The organism is Shewanella putrefaciens (assembly GCF_016406305.1).
Classification (GTDB): Bacteria; Pseudomonadota; Gammaproteobacteria; order Enterobacterales; family Shewanellaceae; genus Shewanella; species Shewanella putrefaciens_C.
Window position 1 is genome coordinate 3,857,269 of sequence record NZ_CP066369.1, and the last position, 22,773, is coordinate 3,880,041.

At 46.7% G+C, this 22,773-nt stretch carries 22 protein-coding genes; 7 read left to right on the forward strand and 15 right to left on the reverse strand.

Features of this window, described 5'->3' with window-relative positions:
- Positions 1-62: 62 nt before the first annotated feature.
- The gene (locus JFT56_RS16845) at positions 63-899 is read right to left on the reverse strand and encodes a molybdate ABC transporter substrate-binding protein (protein ID WP_198781143.1); all 837 of its coding nucleotides are present in this window, start codon (positions 897-899) and stop codon (positions 63-65) included.
- 268 nt (positions 900-1,167) lie between these two features.
- Positions 1,168-1,857 carry an OmpA family protein gene (locus tag JFT56_RS16850; protein ID WP_420136030.1) on the reverse strand — a complete coding sequence of 230 codons (690 nt, stop codon included), beginning with the start codon at positions 1,855-1,857 and terminating at the stop codon, positions 1,168-1,170.
- 678 nt (positions 1,858-2,535) lie between these two features.
- Between JFT56_RS16850 and JFT56_RS16855 the strand changes: the two genes are divergently transcribed.
- The gene (locus JFT56_RS16855; RefSeq protein WP_198781144.1) at positions 2,536-2,769 is read left to right on the forward strand and encodes a transposase; all 234 of its coding nucleotides are present in this window, start codon (positions 2,536-2,538) and stop codon (positions 2,767-2,769) included.
- A 425-nt stretch (positions 2,770-3,194) separates the two neighbouring features.
- Here JFT56_RS16855 and JFT56_RS16860 read toward each other — a convergent pair whose 3' ends face one another.
- On the reverse strand, positions 3,195-4,052 hold the full coding sequence (locus JFT56_RS16860; protein ID WP_198781145.1) for a PA4780 family RIO1-like protein kinase: 858 nt from the start codon (positions 4,050-4,052) through the stop codon (positions 3,195-3,197).
- 452 nt (positions 4,053-4,504) lie between these two features.
- On the opposite strand from JFT56_RS16860, the gene JFT56_RS16865 reads away from it, so the two are divergent.
- Positions 4,505-5,053, forward strand: a complete 549-nt coding sequence (locus tag JFT56_RS16865) for a DUF2799 domain-containing protein (RefSeq protein WP_198781146.1) — start codon at positions 4,505-4,507, stop codon at positions 5,051-5,053.
- A 76-nt stretch (positions 5,054-5,129) separates the two neighbouring features.
- On the opposite strand, the gene JFT56_RS16870 is transcribed toward JFT56_RS16865, so the two are convergent.
- Positions 5,130-5,867: a phosphatase PAP2 family protein gene (locus JFT56_RS16870; protein ID WP_198783619.1), complete on the reverse strand. Its 738-nt coding sequence runs from the start codon at positions 5,865-5,867 to the stop codon at positions 5,130-5,132.
- A gap of 211 nt (positions 5,868-6,078) precedes the next feature.
- Between JFT56_RS16870 and JFT56_RS16875 the strand changes: the two genes are divergently transcribed.
- Positions 6,079-8,019 (forward strand): EAL domain-containing protein, encoded by a 1,941-nt coding sequence (locus JFT56_RS16875; protein ID WP_198781147.1) that lies wholly within the window; start codon positions 6,079-6,081, stop codon positions 8,017-8,019.
- A gap of 396 nt (positions 8,020-8,415) precedes the next feature.
- On the opposite strand, the gene JFT56_RS16880 is transcribed toward JFT56_RS16875, so the two are convergent.
- From JFT56_RS16880 to JFT56_RS16905, 6 genes are all read right to left on the reverse strand, one after another.
- Entirely contained in the window at positions 8,416-8,766 is a 351-nt protein-coding gene (locus JFT56_RS16880) for a DUF2513 domain-containing protein (RefSeq protein ID WP_198781148.1), read from the reverse strand.
- Between the two features lie 177 nt (positions 8,767-8,943).
- Positions 8,944-9,774 (reverse strand): hypothetical protein, encoded by an 831-nt coding sequence (locus tag JFT56_RS16885; protein WP_198781149.1) that lies wholly within the window; start codon positions 9,772-9,774, stop codon positions 8,944-8,946.
- Between the two features lie 91 nt (positions 9,775-9,865).
- Positions 9,866-10,567, reverse strand: coding sequence for a LysE family transporter (locus tag JFT56_RS16890; protein ID WP_198781150.1), 702 nt, complete (start codon positions 10,565-10,567; stop codon positions 9,866-9,868).
- Between the two features lie 131 nt (positions 10,568-10,698).
- Positions 10,699-11,541, reverse strand: coding sequence for an AraC family transcriptional regulator (locus tag JFT56_RS16895; protein WP_198783620.1), 843 nt, complete (start codon positions 11,539-11,541; stop codon positions 10,699-10,701).
- 199 nt (positions 11,542-11,740) lie between these two features.
- Positions 11,741-13,780, reverse strand: a complete 2,040-nt coding sequence (locus JFT56_RS16900; RefSeq protein WP_198781151.1) for a TonB-dependent receptor — start codon at positions 13,778-13,780, stop codon at positions 11,741-11,743.
- Positions 13,781-13,993: 213 nt separating this feature from the next.
- Positions 13,994-14,782 carry a substrate-binding periplasmic protein gene (locus JFT56_RS16905; RefSeq protein ID WP_233095531.1) on the reverse strand — a complete coding sequence of 263 codons (789 nt, stop codon included), beginning with the start codon at positions 14,780-14,782 and terminating at the stop codon, positions 13,994-13,996.
- A 467-nt stretch (positions 14,783-15,249) separates the two neighbouring features.
- Between JFT56_RS16905 and JFT56_RS16910 the strand changes: the two genes are divergently transcribed.
- The gene (locus tag JFT56_RS16910; protein ID WP_198781153.1) at positions 15,250-17,244 is read left to right on the forward strand and encodes a sensor domain-containing diguanylate cyclase; all 1,995 of its coding nucleotides are present in this window, start codon (positions 15,250-15,252) and stop codon (positions 17,242-17,244) included.
- Positions 17,245-17,247: 3 nt separating this feature from the next.
- On the opposite strand, the gene JFT56_RS16915 is transcribed toward JFT56_RS16910, so the two are convergent.
- Positions 17,248-18,210, reverse strand: a complete 963-nt coding sequence (locus JFT56_RS16915) for a hypothetical protein (protein ID WP_198781154.1) — start codon at positions 18,208-18,210, stop codon at positions 17,248-17,250.
- 1 nt (position 18,211) lies between these two features.
- On the reverse strand, positions 18,212-18,598 hold the full coding sequence (locus tag JFT56_RS16920) for a PadR family transcriptional regulator (protein ID WP_198781155.1): 387 nt from the start codon (positions 18,596-18,598) through the stop codon (positions 18,212-18,214).
- Positions 18,599-18,953: 355 nt separating this feature from the next.
- Between JFT56_RS16920 and JFT56_RS16925 the strand changes: the two genes are divergently transcribed.
- The 3 genes from JFT56_RS16925 (at position 18,954) to JFT56_RS16935 (ending at position 20,210) form a co-directional block, all read left to right on the forward strand.
- Entirely contained in the window at positions 18,954-19,586 is a 633-nt protein-coding gene (locus tag JFT56_RS16925) for an excalibur calcium-binding domain-containing protein (protein ID WP_198781156.1), read from the forward strand.
- Positions 19,587-19,654: 68 nt separating this feature from the next.
- Positions 19,655-19,804 (forward strand): hypothetical protein, encoded by a 150-nt coding sequence (locus JFT56_RS16930; protein WP_198781157.1) that lies wholly within the window; start codon positions 19,655-19,657, stop codon positions 19,802-19,804.
- A gap of 61 nt (positions 19,805-19,865) precedes the next feature.
- A complete protein-coding gene (locus JFT56_RS16935) occupies positions 19,866-20,210 on the forward strand; it encodes a thioredoxin family protein (protein WP_198783621.1) in 345 nt (114 codons plus the stop codon).
- A gap of 8 nt (positions 20,211-20,218) precedes the next feature.
- Here the strand turns inward: JFT56_RS16935 and JFT56_RS16940 are convergent, their stop codons facing one another.
- From JFT56_RS16940 to JFT56_RS16950, 3 genes are all read right to left on the reverse strand, one after another.
- On the reverse strand, positions 20,219-20,722 hold the full coding sequence (locus JFT56_RS16940) for a NifB/NifX family molybdenum-iron cluster-binding protein (protein ID WP_198781158.1): 504 nt from the start codon (positions 20,720-20,722) through the stop codon (positions 20,219-20,221).
- Positions 20,719-21,015, reverse strand: coding sequence for a DUF134 domain-containing protein (locus tag JFT56_RS16945; RefSeq protein WP_198783622.1), 297 nt, complete (start codon positions 21,013-21,015; stop codon positions 20,719-20,721). Before JFT56_RS16945 ends, JFT56_RS16940 begins: the two co-directional genes overlap by 4 nt.
- A gap of 166 nt (positions 21,016-21,181) precedes the next feature.
- Complete coding sequence (locus JFT56_RS16950; RefSeq protein WP_198781159.1) at positions 21,182-22,672, reverse strand: ATP-binding cassette domain-containing protein; 1,491 nt, start codon at positions 22,670-22,672, stop codon at positions 21,182-21,184.
- Positions 22,673-22,773 lie beyond the last annotated feature (101 nt).

Sequence of the window (22,773 nt, forward strand, 5' to 3'; positions counted from 1 at the left end):
CTAATAACAAAAACGGCACCGAAAGGATGCCGTTTTTTATCCCGCTGAAAACCGAAATAAAACTATTTTTTAGGGGGCTGAAAACCATAGCTGCTTAGAATTGCTTGGCCTTTTGCGGAGAGAATAAATTCAGCTAACGGCGTGGCAGCAGTATTAGCACCTTGCAAAACCACTAATCCGTAGTCGGCGCCTACGGCGAGTTCCGTCGGTAAGTCAATGATTTGTAGACTTGGTACTTCTTTTTTCGCCAACACAGCATTAGTGCAATAGGTTAAAAACACATCCGCTTGCTTGTTTTCCATCACCCAGCCATAGGGATTGCGATCTTTCGGTGGCTTAGCACTCTCAGGGCCACCAGTCAGTTGTAATGCTTTAGCCTCTAACGCAGCTTTCGCATTGGGCTTTACCGCCTCAGCCTTAGCAAAAACGGCCCAGGCATAGTCGCCCGCGGGATCGGCTTTCGGCGTTGAGGTGCCGACTTTAACCTTAGGATCTAACAAGGTATCGAGTAGCGTCGCACTCGTCACTTGAACATTGTCCTGGGCAATAGCGCAGAGTTGATTACGAGCAAACATTTGCACCTTTTGCCCCTGACCCGAATCCACTAACGCCTGCGGATGCTTCATATTCGCCGAGGCAAAGATATCGACTTTTTCGCCCTCTTTAATTCGTGTTAATAGTAAGCCAGATGGCGCATATTGCGCGGCAACACTCACTTGTGACTCGGCTTGATAAGCGGTAATAATATCGTTCATCGCCGCCTTTAAGCTGCCAGCGGCGCGCAGTTCAATCGGTGCGACTCCTGTGGTCACTTCGGTTTTCATCGGTACTCCTTGCACTGCAGCAGCCATGATTACAGGGCTTAAACTCAAGGCTAGTAACACATTTTTGCTTATCATAGTCATATTCTCCTTTAGGCGCTAAAAGTCATTCGTGTGACTTATCCCCATACAGAACGTGAAATCGAGAAAGGGATCAAGTTGAACTCATGCTAAGGCAAATCGCTGTGGTGTGATTGGGGGACGGATCACTCAAATTAAGTGGCGGATAGGACAAATAGTCCCATTACAAGCGGTGGCGCGCTCATCGTCAAAGGCAACTGTGAGGGACACAAAAAAGTCGCCCGCAGGCGACTTTTAGCAATAAGCATGATAATTAACTGGTCTACTAACCCGTTGGCGTTAATACGATTTCAACACGGCGGTTTTGTGCACGGCCTTCGGCGCTCGCATTGGAGGCGATAGGGCTTGCTTCACCCATACCCTGCGACTTCACTCGAGCCGAAGCTACACCTTTGCCCATCAAGTAATTACCCACTTCACTCGCACGTACCTGCGACAGACGCAAGTTGTAAGAGTCCGAGCCACTGCTATCGGTATAGCCTAATACGTTAAGTTGGGTCTTACTGTATTCCTTTGCCACCACGGCTACAGAATTTAGCACACGCTTAGCGCCGTCACTTAGCTCGGTTTGATCTACACCAAAGGTCACTTCGTTGGGCATATTAAGAATAATATTGTCACCATTGCGGGTTACGCTTACCCCTGTTGATGCGAGTTGTTGGCGCAATTTCGTTTCTTGTACATCCATATAGTAACCAATGCCACCGCCAACGGCCGCACCAGATGCAGCGCCAATTAAGGCACCTTTGCCGCGGTCGCTCTTGCTAGAAGAAGCGACACCTACGGCCGCTCCGGCAACGGCGCCAATTAAGGCCCCAGTCGTCGCCTTAGCGGTTTGTTGTTCATTAGTGTAGGGATTCACTGTTGTACAACCGGATACCAATAATCCACCGATAAGCGCCGCTATAGTGAGCTTAGTTGGTGTAAATGAACTGGCTTGAAAACGCTTCATCATTAATGACCTCATAACATGATTGATGACTGTGAATGTCCACAAAGAAGGTAAAAATTCACGACGAATGGCATAGATAAGCAGCCACTGAACATTCAAAAAACGCAGTATATAAGCATTCTCCTTAGAGACAATCATTAATCTCAGCCTGTAGCCGCTAATCGGTAATTTAGTCAGCAAAGATACAGAGATCATTCATAAAAGCCTCCATAAGCCGCACGACGCCCTCCCCTTTGCTAAGCCCTGAAATAGTGCACTTTGCACCGTTTTTGACAAGCGTAAAAACTTAAGCAGTTTTAAACAAATACATAAAATAATGATTTTTATACAAAAATAAAAAATTAGAATATTGGCACGAATTTTACATACTACTAAATAGGTAAGAAGAAGCGATGACCCTATCGCAGTTGTCTAGCGGTACACTTAGATATGTTAATCAAGGAAAAATACCTTAGGTCTTAAGTTTAAGTCTTAGGTTTAAATCTTAGGTTTAGGTCATAGGTGTTGAGGAGGAAAGATGAAAAGCATGATGAAATTGATTGAACTGTGTCGCCATGAATGGATTTATCTACGCCACGTTGGATATAGCCAGTGGGATTTAGAGCAGCGTCGTTAGTCACTAGGGAAACATCAACGCCATTAGATCGAATATCGTTAGAACGCAGTAAAGAGGGACAGCACATGGGAATCATCGACAATAGTCTCAAGCTCAATGTCATTTCCGAAGTGAAAGTGAAGGGACGTTTACTTTCGGATGTGGCTCGCCAATATGGGATTTCGGCTAAAGCCGTGTACCAATGGGTAAGGGAAAGCGACTTACAACCACAGCAAAGAGAATGTGCTCTCATGGGTGAGATCGCCCAGCTGCAGAAAAAAATTAAACAGCTTAACAATGAATTACGCACCATAGGCTAATGTTTACATTCCTATTGGAGCCCAAATAGACAAGGCCGGACAGGATGGCATATCGCCCTGCTGATAACGCTAACGATATAAAAGATGTGCTAACAAAAATAATAACAGCGCCCTTTTTCGTCCGGCCTTGTCATCCACATTAATTGCTAACCCAACCAAGGTTGGGAAGTCATTTAAGTGTTAATAGGTTAAGTATCAATACAGAGAGAATGCCAAGGTTTTGGCAAGGCTTTAGAGGGAGTTATCTCCCCCAAGATCAAATATGTGAATTGTGCTCCCCCAAGTCACTAGCATATTACCCTCTTGGGTCTTGCCCTTTTATTCACGGGATCAATGAAGATCTAGCGCTATAGTGAGTGTGGCGCGCCAAGGAAGGCTGTGATTGGTGTTAATGGGAACAACCTATTTCAATCAGATCCGAACGACTAATAATCTTCATTCGCTTCTTGGATACGCATCTTCCGTTCCTGCGCTTCTTCATAAGCCGCTTGGATCTCTTCTAACACTGAACTGACATCCGCTTCGGCAAGCACCTCAGTAAACTCACCCGTGAGCAGGGTATCGGGTTTTAATTCACCCGCTTCAAACAGGGCCCACATCTCCTTGGCATACTGCGTCTTTAATAATTCGGGGGCGTACTGACCATAATACTGAGTCATATTATTGATATCTCTAGCTAACATCCATTTAGCATGATTATTCGCCGCCGCGTCGACCGCTTGGGGTAAATCGATGATCACTGGGCCTTCACTATCGACTAAGACGTTAAACTCAGATAAGTCACCGTGCACTAAACCCGCACAGAGCATACGTTTGACATAGGTCATCACCAGAGTGTGGTCGCGAACCGCTTTTTCGGCAGACAGGGTCACATCATTTAAACGAGGGGCCACATTGCCTTCGGCATCGGTGACTAACTCCATTAAGAGAACACCATCGAAACAGCCATAGGGCGTCGGCACCCGGACGCCTGCGTTAGCGAGCCGATAAAGTGCATCGACCTCGGCGCTTTGCCAGGCTTCTTCCATTTGATCGCGACCAAATTTAGAGCCTTTTTCCATCGCACGGGCACGACGACTGTTACGGACTTTGCGGCCTTCTTGATACAGCACCGCCTGCTTAAAACTGCGTTTGTCCGCTTCTTTATAAACCTTGGCGCAGCGAATATCCTCACCACTGCGTACCACGTACACAGTTGCCTCTTTACCGCTCATTAACTGGCTGATGACCTCATCGACCAGTCCTTCATCAACCAGAGGTTGGATTCGTTTCGGAGTTTTCATAGCGCCCTTATACCTTACTTAGGCTTGAGATGGAATACTGCGGACAAATCTTCATAAAAAAGCGGACTCCTAGCGAAAATAGGAAAAAATGATTAATTAAATTTAAGTAAAAACTAAAGCACCTAGGGCAACAACACAATAGCAGATTTATCTTGGTTTGAAGTCAACAAACATACTGAAAATTAACCTTAAATTATCCCATGCTTGCTTATAATTGACAGAATCGAGTTGAAGTTCCCTCGATTCTACAGCGCCCGCCCAAACACAGTCGTTAGACTACCAAAACCAACGCAAACGGGGCAATGGGGCTTACCGCCATAAAGCGCATAGGGAATATACCGCACATTGTAATCACCTTGATGCCGAGCACTTATCTCGACTCTGCTTTCATCGCTTGGCTTCACCTTCCCGAAGCATTATTCTGATCGCCTTTTATCCCTTGAGAGTATTGAATGCGTTATTTACAGTTGGCCCTGGCATTATTCGCCCTATCTTTAACCCAATGCACGAGTCTCTCACTCGAAGAATGTCGTAGTAGTGATTGGTACTCCCTCGGACTGGCGGACGGTAATCGTGGGGCTACGGCGTCGCAACTCAATCAATACCAAAAGGATTGCCACGAATTTAATCTCAAGGTGGATGCGGCGCAGTGGCAACAAGGATACCAGCAGGGGCTCATTAATTATTGCCTCCCCGAAAATGGTTATCGCGTAGGATTAGCGGGGGAACATTACTATGGGGTCTGTAGCAATAATCAATTTGTAGAACGTTATAACCAAGGATATGAGCAATATTTAGTGAATCAACGCTTAGCCGAAATCGCCGAACGCTTATATGCCATCGACAGTGAAATTGGCAGTATCGATAATAAATTGAATAATCTCACCGACAAAGCCGCACTCTTAAAACAAAAAAATGTGCTGCTCAACGAAAAAAATCACCTGCTGGATGAAAAACTGCGCTTACGCCAAGGGGATATTCGCTTCGATTTTAGATTTTAAGTCTTAAGAACACTAAGGCGACCACATCAATCTCACAAGGCCCGCTCTGCTATGAAGCGGGCATAACTAGGTTCGACTATTTAGCATTAATCATACTGACACTATGGACAAAATTAACGCTCTGCACCTTGGTCGCACGGAGGAAAAAGCCGTAATACAATAGGCTTGCACAGGTCCAAGCAACCGTAAGACTCCATAAGTCATGGCTTAAAAAATGGGCGCCGCGCAGCTCCTGTGCAATCCCAAAAACCACACCTAGTAGCAACCCAAACACTAACCCTACTTTGGCATAGCGGGGATGATATTGTTTCAGTACATAATAAGTCGCAACCCAAGCAAAGCCGCCACTCGAATGACCACCAGGAAAGCATTGCCCAAACTCAGCCCCTTCGGGTAAACGGGCAAATAGGGAGGAGTGCATCAGCCGGCCACCAAACTCCACCACATCCCATGGACAGGTCATATGGGTTAGGCTCTTGCCAATACGCACCAATAATACGCTGGCAAGCACACTACAGAATAGATAGATCAATCCCTTGCGATAGGGGCGAATAACATCGCGACGAAAACTTAACACAATCCCCATCACCACCACTAGGGCCAGCAAGATCACTAAGTTACGTCCCGCAACATGCAGAAGATTTTCCGTTATCCAATCGCCTCTTAATGGCCAAGAATCGACACCGCCCTGCCACTGAAACAACATACTCGCCATTTTCATATCGGCATGGGTCCATTCAAGCCCAAAAATGATCACCGCAAAAACCATAAATGGGGTAAATAAATAGCCCTTAGCAAAGCGAAAAAACGTCATTTCACTATTATTTTTCAAATGGTTAATCACTACAAAACCCTATTCTCTGAACATCTAGTATTAGGGTAATGGAGGATTCTTATCGAAAACTTAAGGCCTTTTACCATATCAGCCCGTCATCTGAGCCAACTTAATTTAGGTAAAAAATTCGAATCACTGACAAAAAGGCTATAGTTTATAAATAACATTGCGCCTCTAGGATTGAGCACCCATGCCTTACCATATCGCCCTTCAGCAATCTCAAAAAAAACGGATATTCGCCGACATTGCTATCGATACCGACGGAATCATAGTTCCGCCAGCAATGCTCGAGAACTGGCAGCAAACCTTAGATTTACTCTCTGAAATAGTCGATACCCCCGCGGCACTTATCATGCGGGTACATCAATCCGACATAGAAGTCTTTGCCTCCAGCCATAGCCTAGGTAACCCCTATAAACCACATGATAAAGACAGTTTAGGCCATGGGCTCTACTGCGAAACAGTAATGAAAGAATGCAGAGAACTGCATATTCCTAATGCACTTAAAGATAAAAATTGGGATAAAAACCCTGATATTAAACTCGGCATGATCGCCTATTGTGGCCTGCCATTGCGCTGGCCCGATAACACCGCCTTTGGCACTATCTGCATGTTAGACAGCAAGGAGCATCACTACAGTAAACAGTTCCGTAGTTTGCTCAGCCGTTTTCAAAATGGGATTGAAGCTAACTTAGTCACGCTGTTTCAGCAGGCTAAACTACAAACCCATAATCAGCAGCTCGAGCAAGTCGTCCAACAACGCACCCATGAACTGGCTGAGCTTAGCGTTAAACTGATCCGTGAAATCGAAACCCGCACCTCCACCGAAAGCTCCTTGGAATATCATAAAAGTTACGATCCACTGACGGGTCTACCAAACCGTATCACCTTGATTAATAACCTCTCGCGTATGCTTGAAGAAACTCACTCCAAGGCAAATATTTCTGTCCTCTACGTGGGATTGCGCAATTTCAAATCGATCAACGACAGTTATGGCTACTTGATTGGCGATAAAATTCTCACCATTCTCAGCCAGCGTTTACAGCATTATGCCGATGAAAATACCTTTGTATCCCGCATCGCCGGCGCCGAATTTGTAATAGTTCAGTCCCACGCTTCACCACATACCGAGGTCAACAAACTCATCAATCAGATCATGAACTGCTGTAACACCCCTTTTGGCGTCGCAGATTTTGTGATCACTATCCCATCGAGCATTGGCATAGCGCAGGCCCCCAGCGATGGGATAGATGCCGTGGTGTTATTGCAAAAAGCGGGGGCGGCGATGACAATCAGCAAAGCTGAAGGTTCTGCCTATAATTTTTTCAATCAAGATGTTCAATCGGCACTGCGCCAACGTTATCAACTCGAGTCGCACTTAATCGACGCCCTGAACAAAAATGAATTAAGCCTACATTATCAACCTTTTATCAATTTAAAGACCAAGACTGTGATCGGTGCCGAAGCCCTGCTGCGCTGGCATAATCCCATCCTTGGCAATGTCGCCCCCGACAGATTTATTGCCCTAGCAGAACGTAATGGCCAGATTATCGATATTGGCAACTTTGTACTGCACACGGCCCTCTCCCAAGCCGCCAAATGGTGCAGAGCCCTCCAGCACGACTTTAAAATTGCCATTAACATCTCTCCCATTCAGATGCGTAATCCCCGCTTTGTCGAGCATATCGCCGATCTGTTAGCACTGTACCAAATGCCACCCACAGCCCTAGAGCTTGAAATCACCGAAGGCATGCTAATGCAGGACGAACACTTAGCCCACAATGCCATCCAAAAACTGCAAGCACTCGGTATCCGCATCTCCCTAGATGACTTTGGCACTGGCTATTCCTCCTTAAGTTATCTACAAAAATACTCCTTCGATACCTTAAAAATCGATCGCTGTTTTATCAATAAACTCGAAGAAAACGAACAAGATAGGGAGTTAACTAAGGCGATTATCGCCATTGGCAAGAAATTGAATTTAGAGGTAATCGCCGAAGGGGTAGAAACCCTAGAACAAGATACCTTTATTCGTAATGAAGAATGCGATTTAGGCCAAGGCTACCTCTACGGCAAACCCATTACCGCAAGGCAGTTTGAACAGGAATTTATCCATAAAACAGAGCATTAAGTTCATCCTTAATGCTCTTTTTATCTCGCGAATTAAAACCGACTGCACAATGCTACGTGAACAGTCATTTCCACAGACCGTTATAAGTCACATTTGGAACAAAAGCTAAATAGCCCTTTATCTACTCAGGGAGTTTATTGTCATTGTTTCCACAGTGACACGCCGTGAATATATCCTTATAGGCTCGACGGCGACATCCATGTCGCCGACGGTCACTGTAGCCTCAATGCCAATTTTAACTACCAATTTACTATATGTTCGTAAAAAGCTAATGGACATTTTCGAGTTAAAGCCTTAACTCTAACTCGTCAGTTTTGGATAAAAATTCTATGGTTAACGCCGGCGTAGTAGGTGTGAGCTTGCGAGCGTCCTAATTGACGCCTTTGTTATATGCCTCTACGTTAGTGATTGAAATACGATTTTAACTGCTTGTTTAACAGTTTCAATTGTCACTATCTTGCCTGATTCTTTGATGTAGCCTTTAACTTTGGACCAATTGTTGTCTGACTCAATTGAATCTAAGAAATCATGACCATGCCAAGTTAAATCTTTAACATGGACAGCTGAAGGTACAACCGATGTGTTCTCGAGGTTGTTTTGAACTTTTCCTTCAAGTAATCCAGCTTCTATGGCTAGTTTCTTGTGGTATTTAACAACATCAGACTCAAAGCCTTTGATGTCACTGTTTAGGTTGCCATTTTGAGCTTCTAGTAAAATCAACCTAATTAAGTCCATATCTCGCTTCATAACTCCCTCCTTGGTATATAACGTGTTTTCAGCGGAGCGACTACGTCCGCTAAAAGCCTTTATCAATGTTTTTCGCGCTAATTATCAAGATAGCATTATTCCAAGCCATATATGGCTTAGGGAAAGGGGAAAGATTAGGTGGCTAAGAAAAACTTAACTCATAGGATAGAAACGAGACTAGTCTGCTTTGATGACGGCTTGTTTCAGTATTTCTTGGTCATTTTTATATACGACTAGCTCACCTAGTGGGCTGTCGCTGGTGCCTAAGACGGTGACATAGCAATGATATTGGTATGGGCCGCTGCGAAATTGAAATGAATGATTCCCGCCGCTGCCATCAAATACGAGTTTGCCCTTATTTAGCACTAAATCTGGCTTTTCGCTCAATAACTTACCCTTTGCCCAAGCGGCATAACGGTATTGACTGTTACCCATATTATCGACACGAATGGTAAATTTGGCGGTCTGCCATGCTAACTCAGGGCTAACAAAATCACTCACACTCGCATGTAATGCCGTTTGTTGCTTGGCAATAAGCTCAGCTTTAAGTTTTGCCTCTGCGGGTGTTTGGTTGTTAATCGCTATGATCTTACCGTCAAAATCCATCCACACCACGCCGCTGCCGAGCATAATCCCGCGCCAGCCCATAGTTTGCCAATCGACGTCAGCCTTAGAATTGGCAATCAGCTCAAGCAATTGTGGGTCGAATACTTGATCGAAACGTGTAACCATTTCCTGCATATTTTGAATCACCGGGATCGGATATTCACGTTTAAGTGGGTAAGCCACTCGCTTAGCCATAGCCTCGGGATCATTCGCCTTGGCCGCATCGATAAGCCCTTGTACCAGAGGAATATATTCCTTTGCCAACATCTCATCGGCCGCGCGGGCATGACAACTTAGCCCCATTACACCGATGACCAACGCCGCATAAAACGCCATTTTAAGCAGCTTAACTTTATCTAAGCTAGCTGATTTTATTACCTTTACTGATAAGGCGACTGACATCTTTATCCCTTTTATCTAAACGTCTCAGCTGAAATCAAGGGCCAAGCATAACATAGGTGTACAGGACTCAAACCTTAGCCTTTGCGCCCAACTAAGCCGTCAGCAATAGGTTGGAATAAATTGCCAGCGCCACCGACATAAAGATAACGCCAATCGCCGCATCGATAATCGGCGTCAGTCGCTGCAATTTCAGTTGCACCTGCGCCTTGGATAACATCACAGCGACAAAGCCAAACCATGCAAGAGAGAGCAACAGCAGCAAAATGGCGGCGGCGATTTTAGTGCTTGTGGTAACGCTCGGCGTAATTAAGGCTGAAAACAAGGTTAAGAAAAACACTAATGCTTTTGGATTCAATAAATTGGTATAAAGCCCAGTCAAAAAACCTTGCCTGCGCGACATAGTGCCAGCTAAGCCTGCACCTCCAGCCTCAGCAGTTTCAATAGCCTCAATGTTTATCCCAGCAGGGGAGCGGGTGCTAACGCTCGCTTTACGTTTGGCGAGTATCGCAAGGCCTGCACGCAGGGCGCCAAATCCCATCCAAGCTAAATAAGTTGCCCCCACAATTTGCACTAAGAGATACAGAGTATGCGAGCTCTTAATGAGCAGGCTCACTCCCGTTAGGCTTAAAATCGTGTGGGCTAAAATGGCCACTGAAATCCCCACGGCCGCGGCAATCGCAGTGCTTCGAGACTGCTGAGTGGCAATCTTCACCATGATAGCGAAATCGGGTCCGGGACTGATCAAGGCCACAGTGTGGATCACGGCCAAGGTGAGTAATAAGGATAAATCCATAGAAATGCGGCTCCGAAAAAGGGTTATTAACGATAACTGAGGTAACTAGTATGGCCATGTGCCACCGGGCTGAATTGTAATAAATTGCACAATGTTGGTTTATTCGAATCAGTCGTCGAAAACGGCGGAAGCTAGAGCATGCGCCGCTGAAATTGCACCGGCGATAATAGGAATGCCTGCTTAAAGGCTTTATTTAAATGGCTTTGGTCGAAAAATCCAAATTGCTGCGCCACATCCGCCACTAAGGCGCCATGGCTTAGGGACTTTTTCGCCAACTCTAAACGCACCCGCTTGAGATACGCATGGGGAGTCATCCCTGTTGCCTGTTTAAATTGCCGTAAAAACTGAAACTTACTTAAGCTCACTTCATTGGCTAAGGTTTCGAGCTGAGTATTGTGCCAAGGCTCATCGTGAATTCGCTGCTTGACTAAGCTCACCTGTAACTTAGATAACCCCTGCGGTTGATTCGGTTTAGATATGCCAGCTGCAACGCCGCTGGGGTAACGCTCCAGCAGCAGATGAATAAAGTTCAGTAAGTGGGACTCTCCCGCGAGCGCACTGCATTGACCTTGGATCAATAGCTCGTGTAGCTGAATAAAATATTGATAAAGCGTTGGGTCATCCACCATAGGCGCGCTGAAAAAGTGTTCCTTTAAACCCAGTTCTTGGCTGATTTCATTCATGTATTCCACGGGTATCGACATGACTTTCACCCGATAACCTTCGGCATCACGGCTCTGACCATCGTGGGTTTCGTCGGGATTTAAAGTCGATAGACTGTGCTGACCAAGCTGATAGCTACTGCCCTTATTCACAAACTGCTGGGCACCTTGGGTGACCACGCCTAAGTGATAATCCAGATGCACATGTTTATCGAAGCTGAAATGTGTGAATTCCGCCTGACTCAGTTCTATGCCTGATAAGCTGGGATGACGCCAATAGTTAATATTTTCAACGGGTACAATACTGCTCATCTGCTCAATTTGGGCCTTTATCATCCGCGAGTTTGCATTTCAGAATGATCATTCTAGCCGCCACAGCAAGGGCGAGAATAGTAAATAATTGCAGATAGACCATTTAGCCAACTCCGGCATTGAATACGGCTCAAAAAACAAAGCGCCCCACTCTCTGGGCGCTTATTAGATACAGATTATTGCTCGGCAAGATACCGACTTAAAAATGGTAACTCAGGCTCACTCTCACCATTCGCGGCTCGACGGGATGATAATGTTGATCTTCAACCCCTTCTACCGCTTCACCGGGTAAGCGGGAGGCATAAAAATAATCTATGTCGTGATCTTTACTATCAAACACATTAAGCAGCTCAAGCTTAGTGTCGAAACCGCGGAACTCGTACCCCAGCGCGAGGTTGACTAAGGTGGTTGCATCGGCCCTGTGCTCATTAAAACTGTCGAGCACCCGCTCGCCAAGGTGCCGCACCCGCACACTCGAATATAGGCCATCGCCGTCGGGTTGATAGGTAATGCCCGCACTGGCGACAAAGGGCACAGCGCCATCGATGTACTTGCCCTCCTCCAGTTCGTTCTCGGTAAATCGAGCCTGAGTCCAGGCTAACTCCATATCGAGGCTAACTGCATCATTGAGCCAATAATATGCTGTTAATTCAGCGCCATAACGCTCAGATGCCCGACTCGGCTCAGTGTTACCCGCATCGCCGACAAACACCAACTCTGAATCTAATTGCAGATACCAGAGCGCGGCGGAGAAATTGATAAAGTCCCTATCATAATATTTCACCCCAAACTCGCCGCCGTTGGAGCGCACGAGCAAATCGACTTTATCGACCGCATCGCCACTCACGGGATCGACCTTAATGGTCGCACCGCGGGCATCGTTCGAATGCAACCCTTGACCCGCATTCACATACAACTCAAGGTTATCGCTCCACAAATAGGAAGCGCCCGCCTTAAGGCTGAACATACCATCGGACGCATCGCCACTGTTCAGCGGATTATCACTGTCGACCTGCACATCGAAATAATCGTAACGCAGCCCAAGATTAAAGCGCCATTGTTCGGCGGGCAGCCACTCCACTTTGCCAAAGATGCCGGTCGATAACTCTTGCACTTCATCGAGCCTGACCGTATTTAACCGTTGTCGCCCCTGGGTGTTATATAACCCTACGGCGCCAATATCGTCATAACGCACATCGCCGCCCACAGTGTAATTTAGTTGGGTGCCGCCGAGGTAAGTTTGCCAGTCGCGTTTAAGATCGCCGCCCCAAATCGTACGCTCATCGACTTGTTCAAACTCATCGCCATTGACGGGATCGTTTAAGAAATAGGTAAAATTAGAGAATAAATTCATGGTCGAGCGAATGGCGTAGACATTTCCCTGCCAATCGCCGGCATCGTAATTGGCTGAAACGCTATAACGGCTAGCATCACCGCCAACGTCCTTATCTAAAGATCCATACAAATCAATGAGTCCTGAATCTACCGCTCGGGCGGGAATTTGATCCGCCGAATTCCAGCTGTTGTCGTAGGCCATCATAGTGATACTCAAATCACCCTCGCCGAGCCTTGTTAAATAGCGCCCGACCAGATTCACTTTACTGACATCCTCATCGATATCCGTCCATGGGCCATCATAGGCTTGCACCTCACCGCCAAGAATAAACCGCCCTATGTCAGTGTTTAACTCCTGCGTTGCCACCAGCCGCTGATAACCGTATTCCCCCCAAGTCACCCCGACTTGGTTATGGGGGAGTTGCTCGGCCAGCAGTAATTGGGCGGCACCCGCACCGGAGAAATCGGCCACCTCAGGGTAATAAGCACCTTTGGCATATCTAATTTCACCGACAAGCTCAGGGATTAAAAAGTTAAGATCCGTATAACCTTGGCCATGCCCATGGGTGCGCATATTCACCGGCATACCGTCGACGCGGGTATTAAAGTCAGTGCCGTGATCCAAGTTAAAGCCACGCAGAAAATACTGATTCGCCTTACCCGAGCCGCTGTGCTGGGTCACTATCATCCCAGGCACAAATTCGAGGATTTCGCCGGTTCGCAGTAAAGGACGACTCTCGATTTCTGCCGCGCCGACTATCCCCTCAGATGCTGAAGTGCTGTGCCCTAAGGTATTAATTTGTCTACCGCGTACTTCAAGGCGCTCGATATTGTCCGTTGCAACATCGGCAACCACCGCACTGGATAAAGCACAAAGGGGGAATAGACTGAGCGCTAATTTCATCTTGGGTTTCCAAATACTGCTAAAAGATGGCAGCAATTCAACCCTTTAACGACAATGAAAAAGCAGATCGAGATCAAAAAGTGAGCGGCAAAACATCCCCAAAACACAGTTGAATGCCATTATTTTGTGCTATATCGCACATTATTTTCACCCAAAGGACAAATTGTCCAAGGCCTGCGGGCACTTTAATCGGCTTGCCTATAATCGGCTGGCCTATTCTCCTTCCACAGTTAAACCATAGGAGAGGTAAATCTGCTTAATACGGCCTGATGCAACCATCTCAAGTAATGCCTGATTAAGCGCATCAAAAATGGCCAAATGGGGGGATTTATTGGACATACCAAAGTAATGCTCAATCCGATTCTGCTGCCTAAAATCGGCATAACTAAAACGCTCATATTCTAGCTTAGTGAGGACGCTCTCAATGGCGGCGCGATCGAGCACGGCCATAGTATCGAAACGCCCCATGATAAACATGCGAGCCATATTTTCATCATCGATAGATTCCACTTTATTCAGCGCCAGATCCCCATCAAAGCGCTCGAAATAAACCGTTCGCCGCTTAACCCCCACGGTAACCTTATATAAATCCTCATAGGATTTAATCCGCGCCTCTTCCCCGGTTTTTACAAGGAACAGAATATCCCGCTCCTGTATCGAAATAGGGCCAAGAAAATGAATAAATGCCTCTCGCTCTGGGGTCCGTATCGTGCGGGGCACTATATCGACCGTTCCCACCTGTAACTCGTACAGGCTGCGGGCAAAGGGGCGAGCGGTCCATTCTATGCTGTAACCAACCTTAGCCGCCGCTTCTTCGAGAATATCCTTAACCGGCCCCGTCATCCGATTGTGCTTCTCGTCTAGCACCATTTCGGGCGGTCTATGCCGAAAATCGGCGCGCAACACCTTAGGTAAGGGAGCAGAGAATGCCTCCACCGCGAAGAATATGCCGACTAAACAGCCGCAAACTAAGGTACGCCACAAAGGATTAACGGTGTTCACTAATTTAATGAACCTCTTATAAAACATACTGATACCACCTAAGTCTAGCATTGCTTTTAGAATAGTTCAGAACGCTTACATCGACACTCGCCCACGGATTAAATCTATCTTATTGCGGATATTTAAGCTCAAAGTCAGACTCCCAGCACAGTATTAGGTTATCCCGCTCATGCGACAATCATTCCAATGCCAAGCCCAACTATGGCTATACTCTATGGCTATACTGGATGGGATTAACTTAACAGTATTGAATGTGGATTAAAGAATCTCTATGGACATTGATTCCATCGACAACAATCCTATTTAAGAACAAAAACATACTAGGCTTTAGTATGTTAAAAAAATAATCAATCTAAGGAACAGATGAAAATCCCAAAAGCTCTCTATGGCCACGGCCAACGCAGCTTATCTCCCACTCAATTGCCCACTTGGACATGGCGGCAATGCTTAAATTACGGGGAGTCAGCATGAAAACCAAGTTTGCGCGCAACTTAAAGATCCTACGGCAAAGGGCCCGTTCAACCGTTGCTAAGGTATTATTAATCATAGGGATGTTTGTTGGGATCTGCATCATTTTAGTCACCTTAGTATATCTTCAAGGTAATATTTTTGATGGTGTACGCACCTATGTCCGCGGTGAGGGGCTGTGGGCCAAGGCGCAAAAAGATGCCATCTTCTACCTCACACATTATTCCTACAATAAAGACGAAGTAGACTATCAACGCTACCTCGCCGCCACTGACGTTATCATGGGCGATAGTCAGGCCCGCCAGGCCTTACTCTCGGTCCCCATCGATGAACAAGCCGCAAAACTCGGGTTTATCCAAGGCCGTAATGATGAGCGGGATACCGAGTCGCTGATCTGGTTTTTCCGCCACTTCCACTCAACGCCCCATATGCAAGAAGCCGTTAAAGTGTGGATCTTAGCCGACGAACGTTTCGAGTCTGTCATGGGACTCGCTGAAAATATACGTTATGAAATCAATCAGTTTGGTGGCAGACCCGAAATCCTAAACCAGTATCGACAACAGCTGATTGAGGCCAATGAAGAGTTACTCCGCCTCGAAATCGCCTTCTCTGCGATCCTCAGTGAAGGCGCGCGCTGGGTAAAGCAAATGACATGGTTGATTGGCCTTGGCGCGCTCTTGCTATTTATCGGCATGGTTATCTTCGCCAGTCGACAGATCATCCACAATATTGCTAAATCTGAACAACTGTTGTTTATGAGTGAATCTCGTTTTAACAGCCTTAAAAACTCTAACACTATTGGCATTGTTTCATGGCAGCTAGATGGCACCATTCAGGATGCTAATGATCACTTCCTCAAGATGCTCGATTTTGACCGCACGGACTTAACCTCGGGCTTAATCAACTGGCGGTCACTCACACCGCCAGAATATGAAGCAAGAGATGCCATCGCCCTCGCCGAGTTGGCGCAATATGGCCACTGCCAACAATATGAAAAACAACTGATCAGCAAGAGCGGCGCCTTAATCCCTGTGATGCTAGGGGCCAGTTTTTTAAATGGGAGCGATCAGGAAGGCGTGGCATATTTTATGGATTTAAGTGCCAGTAAACAGGCCGAAGATAAACTCAGACTCGCAGCAACCGTATTCAATGCCAGTACCGATGGCATTATTATTACCGATCCGCAGTTAAACATTATCTCAGCTAATCAAGCTTTTACTGATATCACAGGCTTTACCCAACAACATTTGCAAGGGGATGCGGCACGCTTTATCAATACCGGACATGAAACTGAAGACGCTTATCAAGCTATGCTAAACCTGTTGCAACAGGGCGAGCAATGGCAAGGTGAAATTCTCAAGGAAACCCCATTGGGCGGCAAACTTGCACTCAGTTTACGGATAAATACAGTACGTAATGATCAGCACCTGCTTACTCATTTTGTTATCGTCATTACCGATATTTCCGAGCGTAAGGCGGAGGAAGAATACCTGCGCCATATCGCCCACCACGACGCCCTCACCAATCTGCCCAATCGCGTGCTGTTCCACACTAAGCTCGAACAAGCCATAGTGCATATCCAGAGAAGCAAAGGCATTTTTGCCGTACTGTTTTTAGACTTAGATAACTTTAAGCCGATAAATGATCAGTTTGGCCACGATGTCGGCGACCGACTGCTACAGCAAGTGGCGAAACGGCTCTCCTCTGCCATTCGGCAAATCGATACTATTACACGCCTCGGCGGTGATGAGTTTGTGATCCTCTTAGAACATTTACCCGATGCCGAAAGCGCACTGATATTACAGGAAAAAATAGTCCACGCAGTCACTAAGCCATACACAATTAGCGGCCACTTAATACATATAGGTGCCAGCATAGGCTCGGCGGTTTATCCAGAGGATGGGGCAGATGCAAAAAGCCTGATCAATCATGCCGATCAGGCCATGTATTCGATGAAAAAAACCAATAAAACGAACCTTAAGGGAATTGGTTAAGCCCTATTGCTGTGCCAATTTGCGCCAACGCAGCCCATCACGGATAACCTCATAGCCAGGGAACATAGCGACAATCACTAAGCTATAACTTAGCCACTGTTCTAACTGCAATAGTGTAAACCTCCCTTGTAATTCAGCACCTTGGCTTTGTACTTGGTTTTGTAATAGCGGCGAACTAAAGGCCAGAAAGACTAGGAACAGGGCATAAGTAAGGTTGACCCCCATATTCGCCAGTAGCAATTCACTGGTCCACACTCGGAGGCGTAATTGCCACAGACTATTGCCCATAGACAGCAGAATAATAGGACTAAACCATTGCAGTAATTGCTGGGCATTGGCACTAAAAATCACAGTGCGTGCGGCTAATTGCTCGCTACTCATCCACACAGAACACCAGATCACGAGCAAGAGGAAGAGATACGTCGCCAGATCGGCAAACACATCACTTAAACTAATATGCTGCCAACCAGGGCCGACCTTTGGCAGATTCTGCGGCTGCCACTTCTGGCAATTACTGCCGGATAGCGGTTTTCCCTGGGCCGAAAAACTCCAAAAGGACAAACCAATCGCGGTAAAAGCAAGGCAGGCATCTCCGATAAAACCACTGGCGAGATGTTGGATAAATCTAAATAGACTCCCCTCCGTCGAGCCAAGCCATTGCATCGTGCCGCCCACTACCTGCAGAACAAACAACACGCCGAGCACCATAAACAGGGTATGTTTAAACAGCGGAATATCCTCAGAGGCGATAATAGGCATAGATGGTACAAATTGCTGCGCGACCTTACAGGGATGACCCATTTGCTTTAGCACGGCGGCAACTTGTGACTCAGTTAATTCACCTTGTTCAGCGAGGGCATCCAATTGATCGCAGATATTGGCTTTTAATTCACGACCAATTTCCTGACGTTTGTTCTCGGGCAATTCTCGCTGCACCGCGGCGATATAGCGATCGACTAATTCCATATCAAATCTCCTCTGCATTCTCGTCTAGGCTGTTTATATCTGAGCCATTAGTGTCAGCGCTTTGCTCCAGCAAAAAAGCCAAGGCGCCATTAAGTTGCTGCCATTCATCGGTCAGTTGACTGAGCAACTCAGCCCCCAATGATGACAATTGGTAATAACGACGCTCACGCCCTTCGGCCTGACGCCACTCACTATCCAATAATCCTTGATCGGCTAGGCGGCGCACTAAGGGATACAGCGTCCCTTCGTCAATATCGATACCGCCCTCCTGCAACTGTTTGCGGAGCGAATAACCGTAATGGGGTTGTTTTAATAATCCCAGTACCGCCAACACTAATACCCCACGGCGCAACTCGAGTCGCATTTTGACTAGCTGTGAACTTGTCATTGTCGAATCCCTATCCTTAACACTGTGTCACACACACTGTGCGCCACACAGCAAATACTATGCAGCACACAGTAATAATGCAAGGTTTGATGCACAGTTTTTATTCATTTTGTTTAAAATAGATACAATTCCTTGTTTGTATTGAATTTATAAAAATGCCAATTTCTGCCACACACAACTCAAGTCGCCCCGCCGTCATACACCCAAAGCAAATGAGTCATAGATAAGCAGATCTAAGATAAAAAATTGCAAAACTTCCTATGCTTGAGTAACTTAGCAGTCACTATTGAATCGCTGACTTATTAGCCTAAGATCGGCTGTATCTGCAAAACGGCATACATTAAGGACATAGAAAATGCTCATGGACAGAGGCGTGCTGGTACGCTGGAACGATGAAAAGGGATTTGGCTTTATTCAGCCCGATAAAAACACTGACCAAGATGTGTTTATCCATATTTCAGTGTTAAAAAAGATGGCGAGAAAACCGAAAGTGGGCGACAGCATTTTGTACCAAATGGAAGTGCAAAATGACGGTAAAAGAAAAGCCGTTATCGCCTCGATTGAAGGGGTGGCCGTCCTTGCCGCAAGCCCCATCTCACATCAAGAATCACGTCCTCACTCCCGCGAACGCTTTAATAATAAAGATAAAAACCATCAACATGGCTCACGAACATCCGCGGTTAACACTATAGTCCCGCTGCTGATTATCATAGCGATAGGCGTTTTTGGCTTTAAAAAATACCAAGCATTTAATGAGGCTCCTGTCGTAAATGAAGCACCTGTTCTCACCTATGATGAGATTGAACAGAGCCCCGTTTACCAAGAGAAGATTCCAGCCACACCTCAATTTCAGTGTGAAACGGGCAAAACCCATTGCAGCCATATGCGCTCCTGCGCCGAAGCGACCTTTTACATTAATCACTGCCCGAATACCCAAATGGATGGTAACGGCGATGGCATCCCCTGCGAGCGCCAGTGGTGCGGTTAGCGATGCGACATATATCGATGAGCAGGTAGCTGGTAGCTGGTAGCTGGTAGCAGGTAGCAGGTAGCGAAATGATAAATAATCTAAAACAATGGCTAGGTCGTCTTACAGGCATACAGCAAATCGGAGTGATTGCTGCCAGTATCGGGCTTCTCATGCTTGGCTTATTTTATCTTGGTCAATTTATCGGTAGTAGCGTGGTAAAAATGGGCTGGCTTTAACCCTAAAAACACGCAAACTAACCCATGAATTTATATCCATAGCAACTTCAAAATGGCAACCATGCAAACTGATATCATCGAAATGAATTCACCTAAGATGCTTGAATCCTTGTTAACCGAGCATGCTGCGGTACTGTTGTTATTTGGCGCGCCGGACTGCGGTGTGTGTCAAACGCTCAAACCGAGAATTGCTGAGATGTTAGCGCAAGAATTCCCGTTAATGCGGATGGCCTATATCGATTGTGAGGCTCAAGCAGAAATAGCGGCAAGCCACAATGTCTTTGCATTGCCTGTGGTGGAATGTGTGTTTTATGGCAAAATCTTTGGCCGGTTTTCAAAGGTATTTTCGCTAACAGATCTCAAAGAGGCGATTGCTCGCCCCTATGCATTAATGGATGCAAAATAACGCCATTACTATTTTGATAATCTAAAACCACTGTATGCGATGGGTTTAGCTAAGGTTAAGCTTGGTGGCGCTTGAGTCAGGCTCAACAAGGTTTGGTTTACCTTATCCTTACCGCCGCAACCACAACTCCCCTTAGCACCACAGCATCCGCCCTTGGCTAAATGTTTTAGGGATGCACGCCCCTGCGATGCCTGGGTTAAGCGCAAATTCACCTCTTTACTCTGGGCGAGCAGCGTGGCAATCGATAATTGATTATCCCCTCGGCTCACACTGATCCCTGCATCGAGTAACTTGCCAAGCATACGCTCACCAATATGTTGCACCACCACAATGCTGGTGTGCTGGGCGCGAATGGCGTCTAACAAGGCTTTTTTATCTTGGCAATTGCCGCCAAGGGCGGGATTCGGGATAGAAAGTAAAAGCTGATGATTTTCATCATAAAAATGGACTTGCTGCGCCTTAGTAAAATGGCTAGCCAGCCGTCCACGGCTAATAGGCAGGGCGATAATCATACTGGGTCCTTATCATTTGGAGTCGGTAATTTCAGCACCAGCCCTTGAGTAATGGCGGTCGCCACTTTTTGGCGAGCACTGGCGAGGAGATAACCAAAGGTTTGCCGCGAGATCCCCATTTGCGCTGCGGCCTCAAGCTGACTTAAGCGCTGCACATCACCAAGCTCTAAGGCTTCAAACTCGTCGGCAGCTAAAAGGATTTGGGATAAGTTGGCCGCTGGTATGCCATTAGGTTTAAACAGGCTACAGGGCACACAACTCGATAATTGACGGCATTTTTTGGGTCTTGGCATCTGTGATTGCACCTCAAGGGCAAGCAACATCCCTTTCGCATCTTGAATAGTTTCTGGCATAGGCCAGAAACTATTATTGCCATTTCCCCCATGCAAACCGAGGGCATCATCACAGTTCTACGGAGTAGGTTTTATGGGATTGGCATCATTTGAGCCAACTCACTTATCACCCAGAGCGATGACTCACCTCAACCGAATAGCCGTTATCTTGCTGGATAAAATCGACGAAGTTGTTAATGGCAGGCAAGGCATCTTCCCTATGGTGGGAGACATACAGCAACTGACTCAAATGATGCTCGGCAATCATCTCCAGCGCCCGCATCACTAAAGTGCGATTAATAAAATCTAATCCTTGATACGGCTCATCTAAAATCAACAGTAAGGGCTGTTTAATCAAGGCCCTACCTATCAGTAATAACCGCTGCTGGCCGTAATCCAGTTGCTTAAAACCCGTACTGGCAAACTCACTCATATGTAAAATTGACAGCCATTCCTTCGCCAAATCGACCTGAGGTTTAGTGGGTTTATGGTAAAGGCCAATGGAATCGTAAAATCCCGACAGCAGCACATCGAGCGCCGAACAACTCACTCGGTATTGCAAATGCAAGGCCGATGACACTATGCCAATCCGTTGTTTAATCTGCCAAATACTTTCACCGCTGCCACGGGGCCGACCAAAGAGGGTGATATCGTTACTGTAGCATTGGGGATGATCCCCCAAAATCAACCCGAGCAAGGTACTCTTACCGCAACCATTTGGCCCCCGCACTTGCCAGTGTTGGCCCGCGTTAATCCGCCAATTCACATCTTTAAAAATCAAGCCGCTAACATATTCCACCTTGCCATTTTTAATCTCGACTAAGGGGTCAAAGGCTTCGGCATTGTGGCGTTGGCGTTCCATTAACGCCAACAACTCAGCACTGCGGCTGGCAGAAAGTGCATTTAAGTGTGCCATCACAGGGTGACTATGCCACTGCTCAATCGACATAGGTGCGCAGAGCTTATGTACATGCTGGCCAGATTTAAGCATCTCACTATTAAACAGTGCCACGTGGCTAATACACGGCGGTAATTCTTCTTGGCGGGAGGTGATAACAAGCAACTGGCTATGCGCGGCGACTTCGCTTAATAGCTCGGATAAACTCCCTTGATGCTCGGCATCAAGCCCTGCGTAAGGATCATCTAAAATCAGCAGTTGCGGTAACATCGCCAGCGCACGTGCCAGCATCACTCGACGCGTTTCACCCGTGGATAACTGCCGAAAACCCCGCAGCCGCAAAGACTCAAGCCCCACCTTTTGTAATAATGCAGGCAGCTGCGCGCTATCTTGACAGCATTCGAGCACTAAGGACTCGACCGTTGAACCGTAATCCAGTTCATCCTTTGCTAGCTCGCGCTCAAGCAGTGCCTGTTGTAAACCCAGAGACACCCAACCGATTCGCGATGGCAAGCCACAGAGCTGCCCTTCATCGGGCTGGATATCCTCCGCTAACATCCGCCCAAGGAGTGAGCCGCTATAGCTATCGGTCGCAAAAATAGCCCAATGTTGCCTTGGCATTAACTGCCAATCGTCGACCACCAGCAGCTCATTGCCACGGCCATAACGCAACCCCTTCACGGCAATAGCCTTGTCCGCGTGTGTCGCACTATTTCCCATCACACTTCCTTAGGTATTGAAACTCAGTAAAAAATGATTGCAGACAATCAGTTCACACAAGATAACAAAAAGCCCGTCCATGTAGAAACACACGGTGCTTC

What these genes read in the sequence shown, in the direction of transcription:
- JFT56_RS16845 (WP_198781143.1), bottom strand. Translation starts at nt 899, where the DNA reads ATGATAAGCAAAAATGTGTTACTAGCCTTGAGTTTAAGCCCTGTAATC.
- JFT56_RS16850 (WP_420136030.1), bottom strand. Translation starts at nt 1,857, where the DNA reads ATGATGAAGCGTTTTCAAGCCAGTTCATTTACACCAACTAAGCTCACT.
- JFT56_RS16855 (WP_198781144.1), top strand. Translation starts at nt 2,536, where the DNA reads ATGGGAATCATCGACAATAGTCTCAAGCTCAATGTCATTTCCGAAGTG.
- JFT56_RS16860 (WP_198781145.1), bottom strand. Translation starts at nt 4,052, where the DNA reads ATGAAAACTCCGAAACGAATCCAACCTCTGGTTGATGAAGGACTGGTC.
- JFT56_RS16865 (WP_198781146.1), top strand. Translation starts at nt 4,505, where the DNA reads ATGCGTTATTTACAGTTGGCCCTGGCATTATTCGCCCTATCTTTAACC.
- JFT56_RS16870 (WP_198783619.1), bottom strand. Translation starts at nt 5,867, where the DNA reads ATGACGTTTTTTCGCTTTGCTAAGGGCTATTTATTTACCCCATTTATG.
- JFT56_RS16875 (WP_198781147.1), top strand. Translation starts at nt 6,079, where the DNA reads ATGCCTTACCATATCGCCCTTCAGCAATCTCAAAAAAAACGGATATTC.
- JFT56_RS16880 (WP_198781148.1), bottom strand. Translation starts at nt 8,766, where the DNA reads ATGAAGCGAGATATGGACTTAATTAGGTTGATTTTACTAGAAGCTCAA.
- JFT56_RS16885 (WP_198781149.1), bottom strand. Translation starts at nt 9,774, where the DNA reads ATGTCAGTCGCCTTATCAGTAAAGGTAATAAAATCAGCTAGCTTAGAT.
- JFT56_RS16890 (WP_198781150.1), bottom strand. Translation starts at nt 10,567, where the DNA reads ATGGATTTATCCTTATTACTCACCTTGGCCGTGATCCACACTGTGGCC.
- JFT56_RS16895 (WP_198783620.1), bottom strand. Translation starts at nt 11,541, where the DNA reads ATGAGCAGTATTGTACCCGTTGAAAATATTAACTATTGGCGTCATCCC.
- JFT56_RS16900 (WP_198781151.1), bottom strand. Translation starts at nt 13,780, where the DNA reads ATGAAATTAGCGCTCAGTCTATTCCCCCTTTGTGCTTTATCCAGTGCG.
- JFT56_RS16910 (WP_198781153.1), top strand. Translation starts at nt 15,250, where the DNA reads ATGAAAACCAAGTTTGCGCGCAACTTAAAGATCCTACGGCAAAGGGCC.
- JFT56_RS16915 (WP_198781154.1), bottom strand. Translation starts at nt 18,210, where the DNA reads ATGGAATTAGTCGATCGCTATATCGCCGCGGTGCAGCGAGAATTGCCC.
- JFT56_RS16920 (WP_198781155.1), bottom strand. Translation starts at nt 18,598, where the DNA reads ATGACAAGTTCACAGCTAGTCAAAATGCGACTCGAGTTGCGCCGTGGG.
- JFT56_RS16925 (WP_198781156.1), top strand. Translation starts at nt 18,954, where the DNA reads ATGCTCATGGACAGAGGCGTGCTGGTACGCTGGAACGATGAAAAGGGA.
- JFT56_RS16930 (WP_198781157.1), top strand. Translation starts at nt 19,655, where the DNA reads ATGATAAATAATCTAAAACAATGGCTAGGTCGTCTTACAGGCATACAG.
- JFT56_RS16935 (WP_198783621.1), top strand. Translation starts at nt 19,866, where the DNA reads ATGCAAACTGATATCATCGAAATGAATTCACCTAAGATGCTTGAATCC.
- JFT56_RS16940 (WP_198781158.1), bottom strand. Translation starts at nt 20,722, where the DNA reads ATGATTATCGCCCTGCCTATTAGCCGTGGACGGCTGGCTAGCCATTTT.
- JFT56_RS16945 (WP_198783622.1), bottom strand. Translation starts at nt 21,015, where the DNA reads ATGCCAAGACCCAAAAAATGCCGTCAATTATCGAGTTGTGTGCCCTGT.
- JFT56_RS16950 (WP_198781159.1), bottom strand. Translation starts at nt 22,672, where the DNA reads ATGGGAAATAGTGCGACACACGCGGACAAGGCTATTGCCGTGAAGGGG.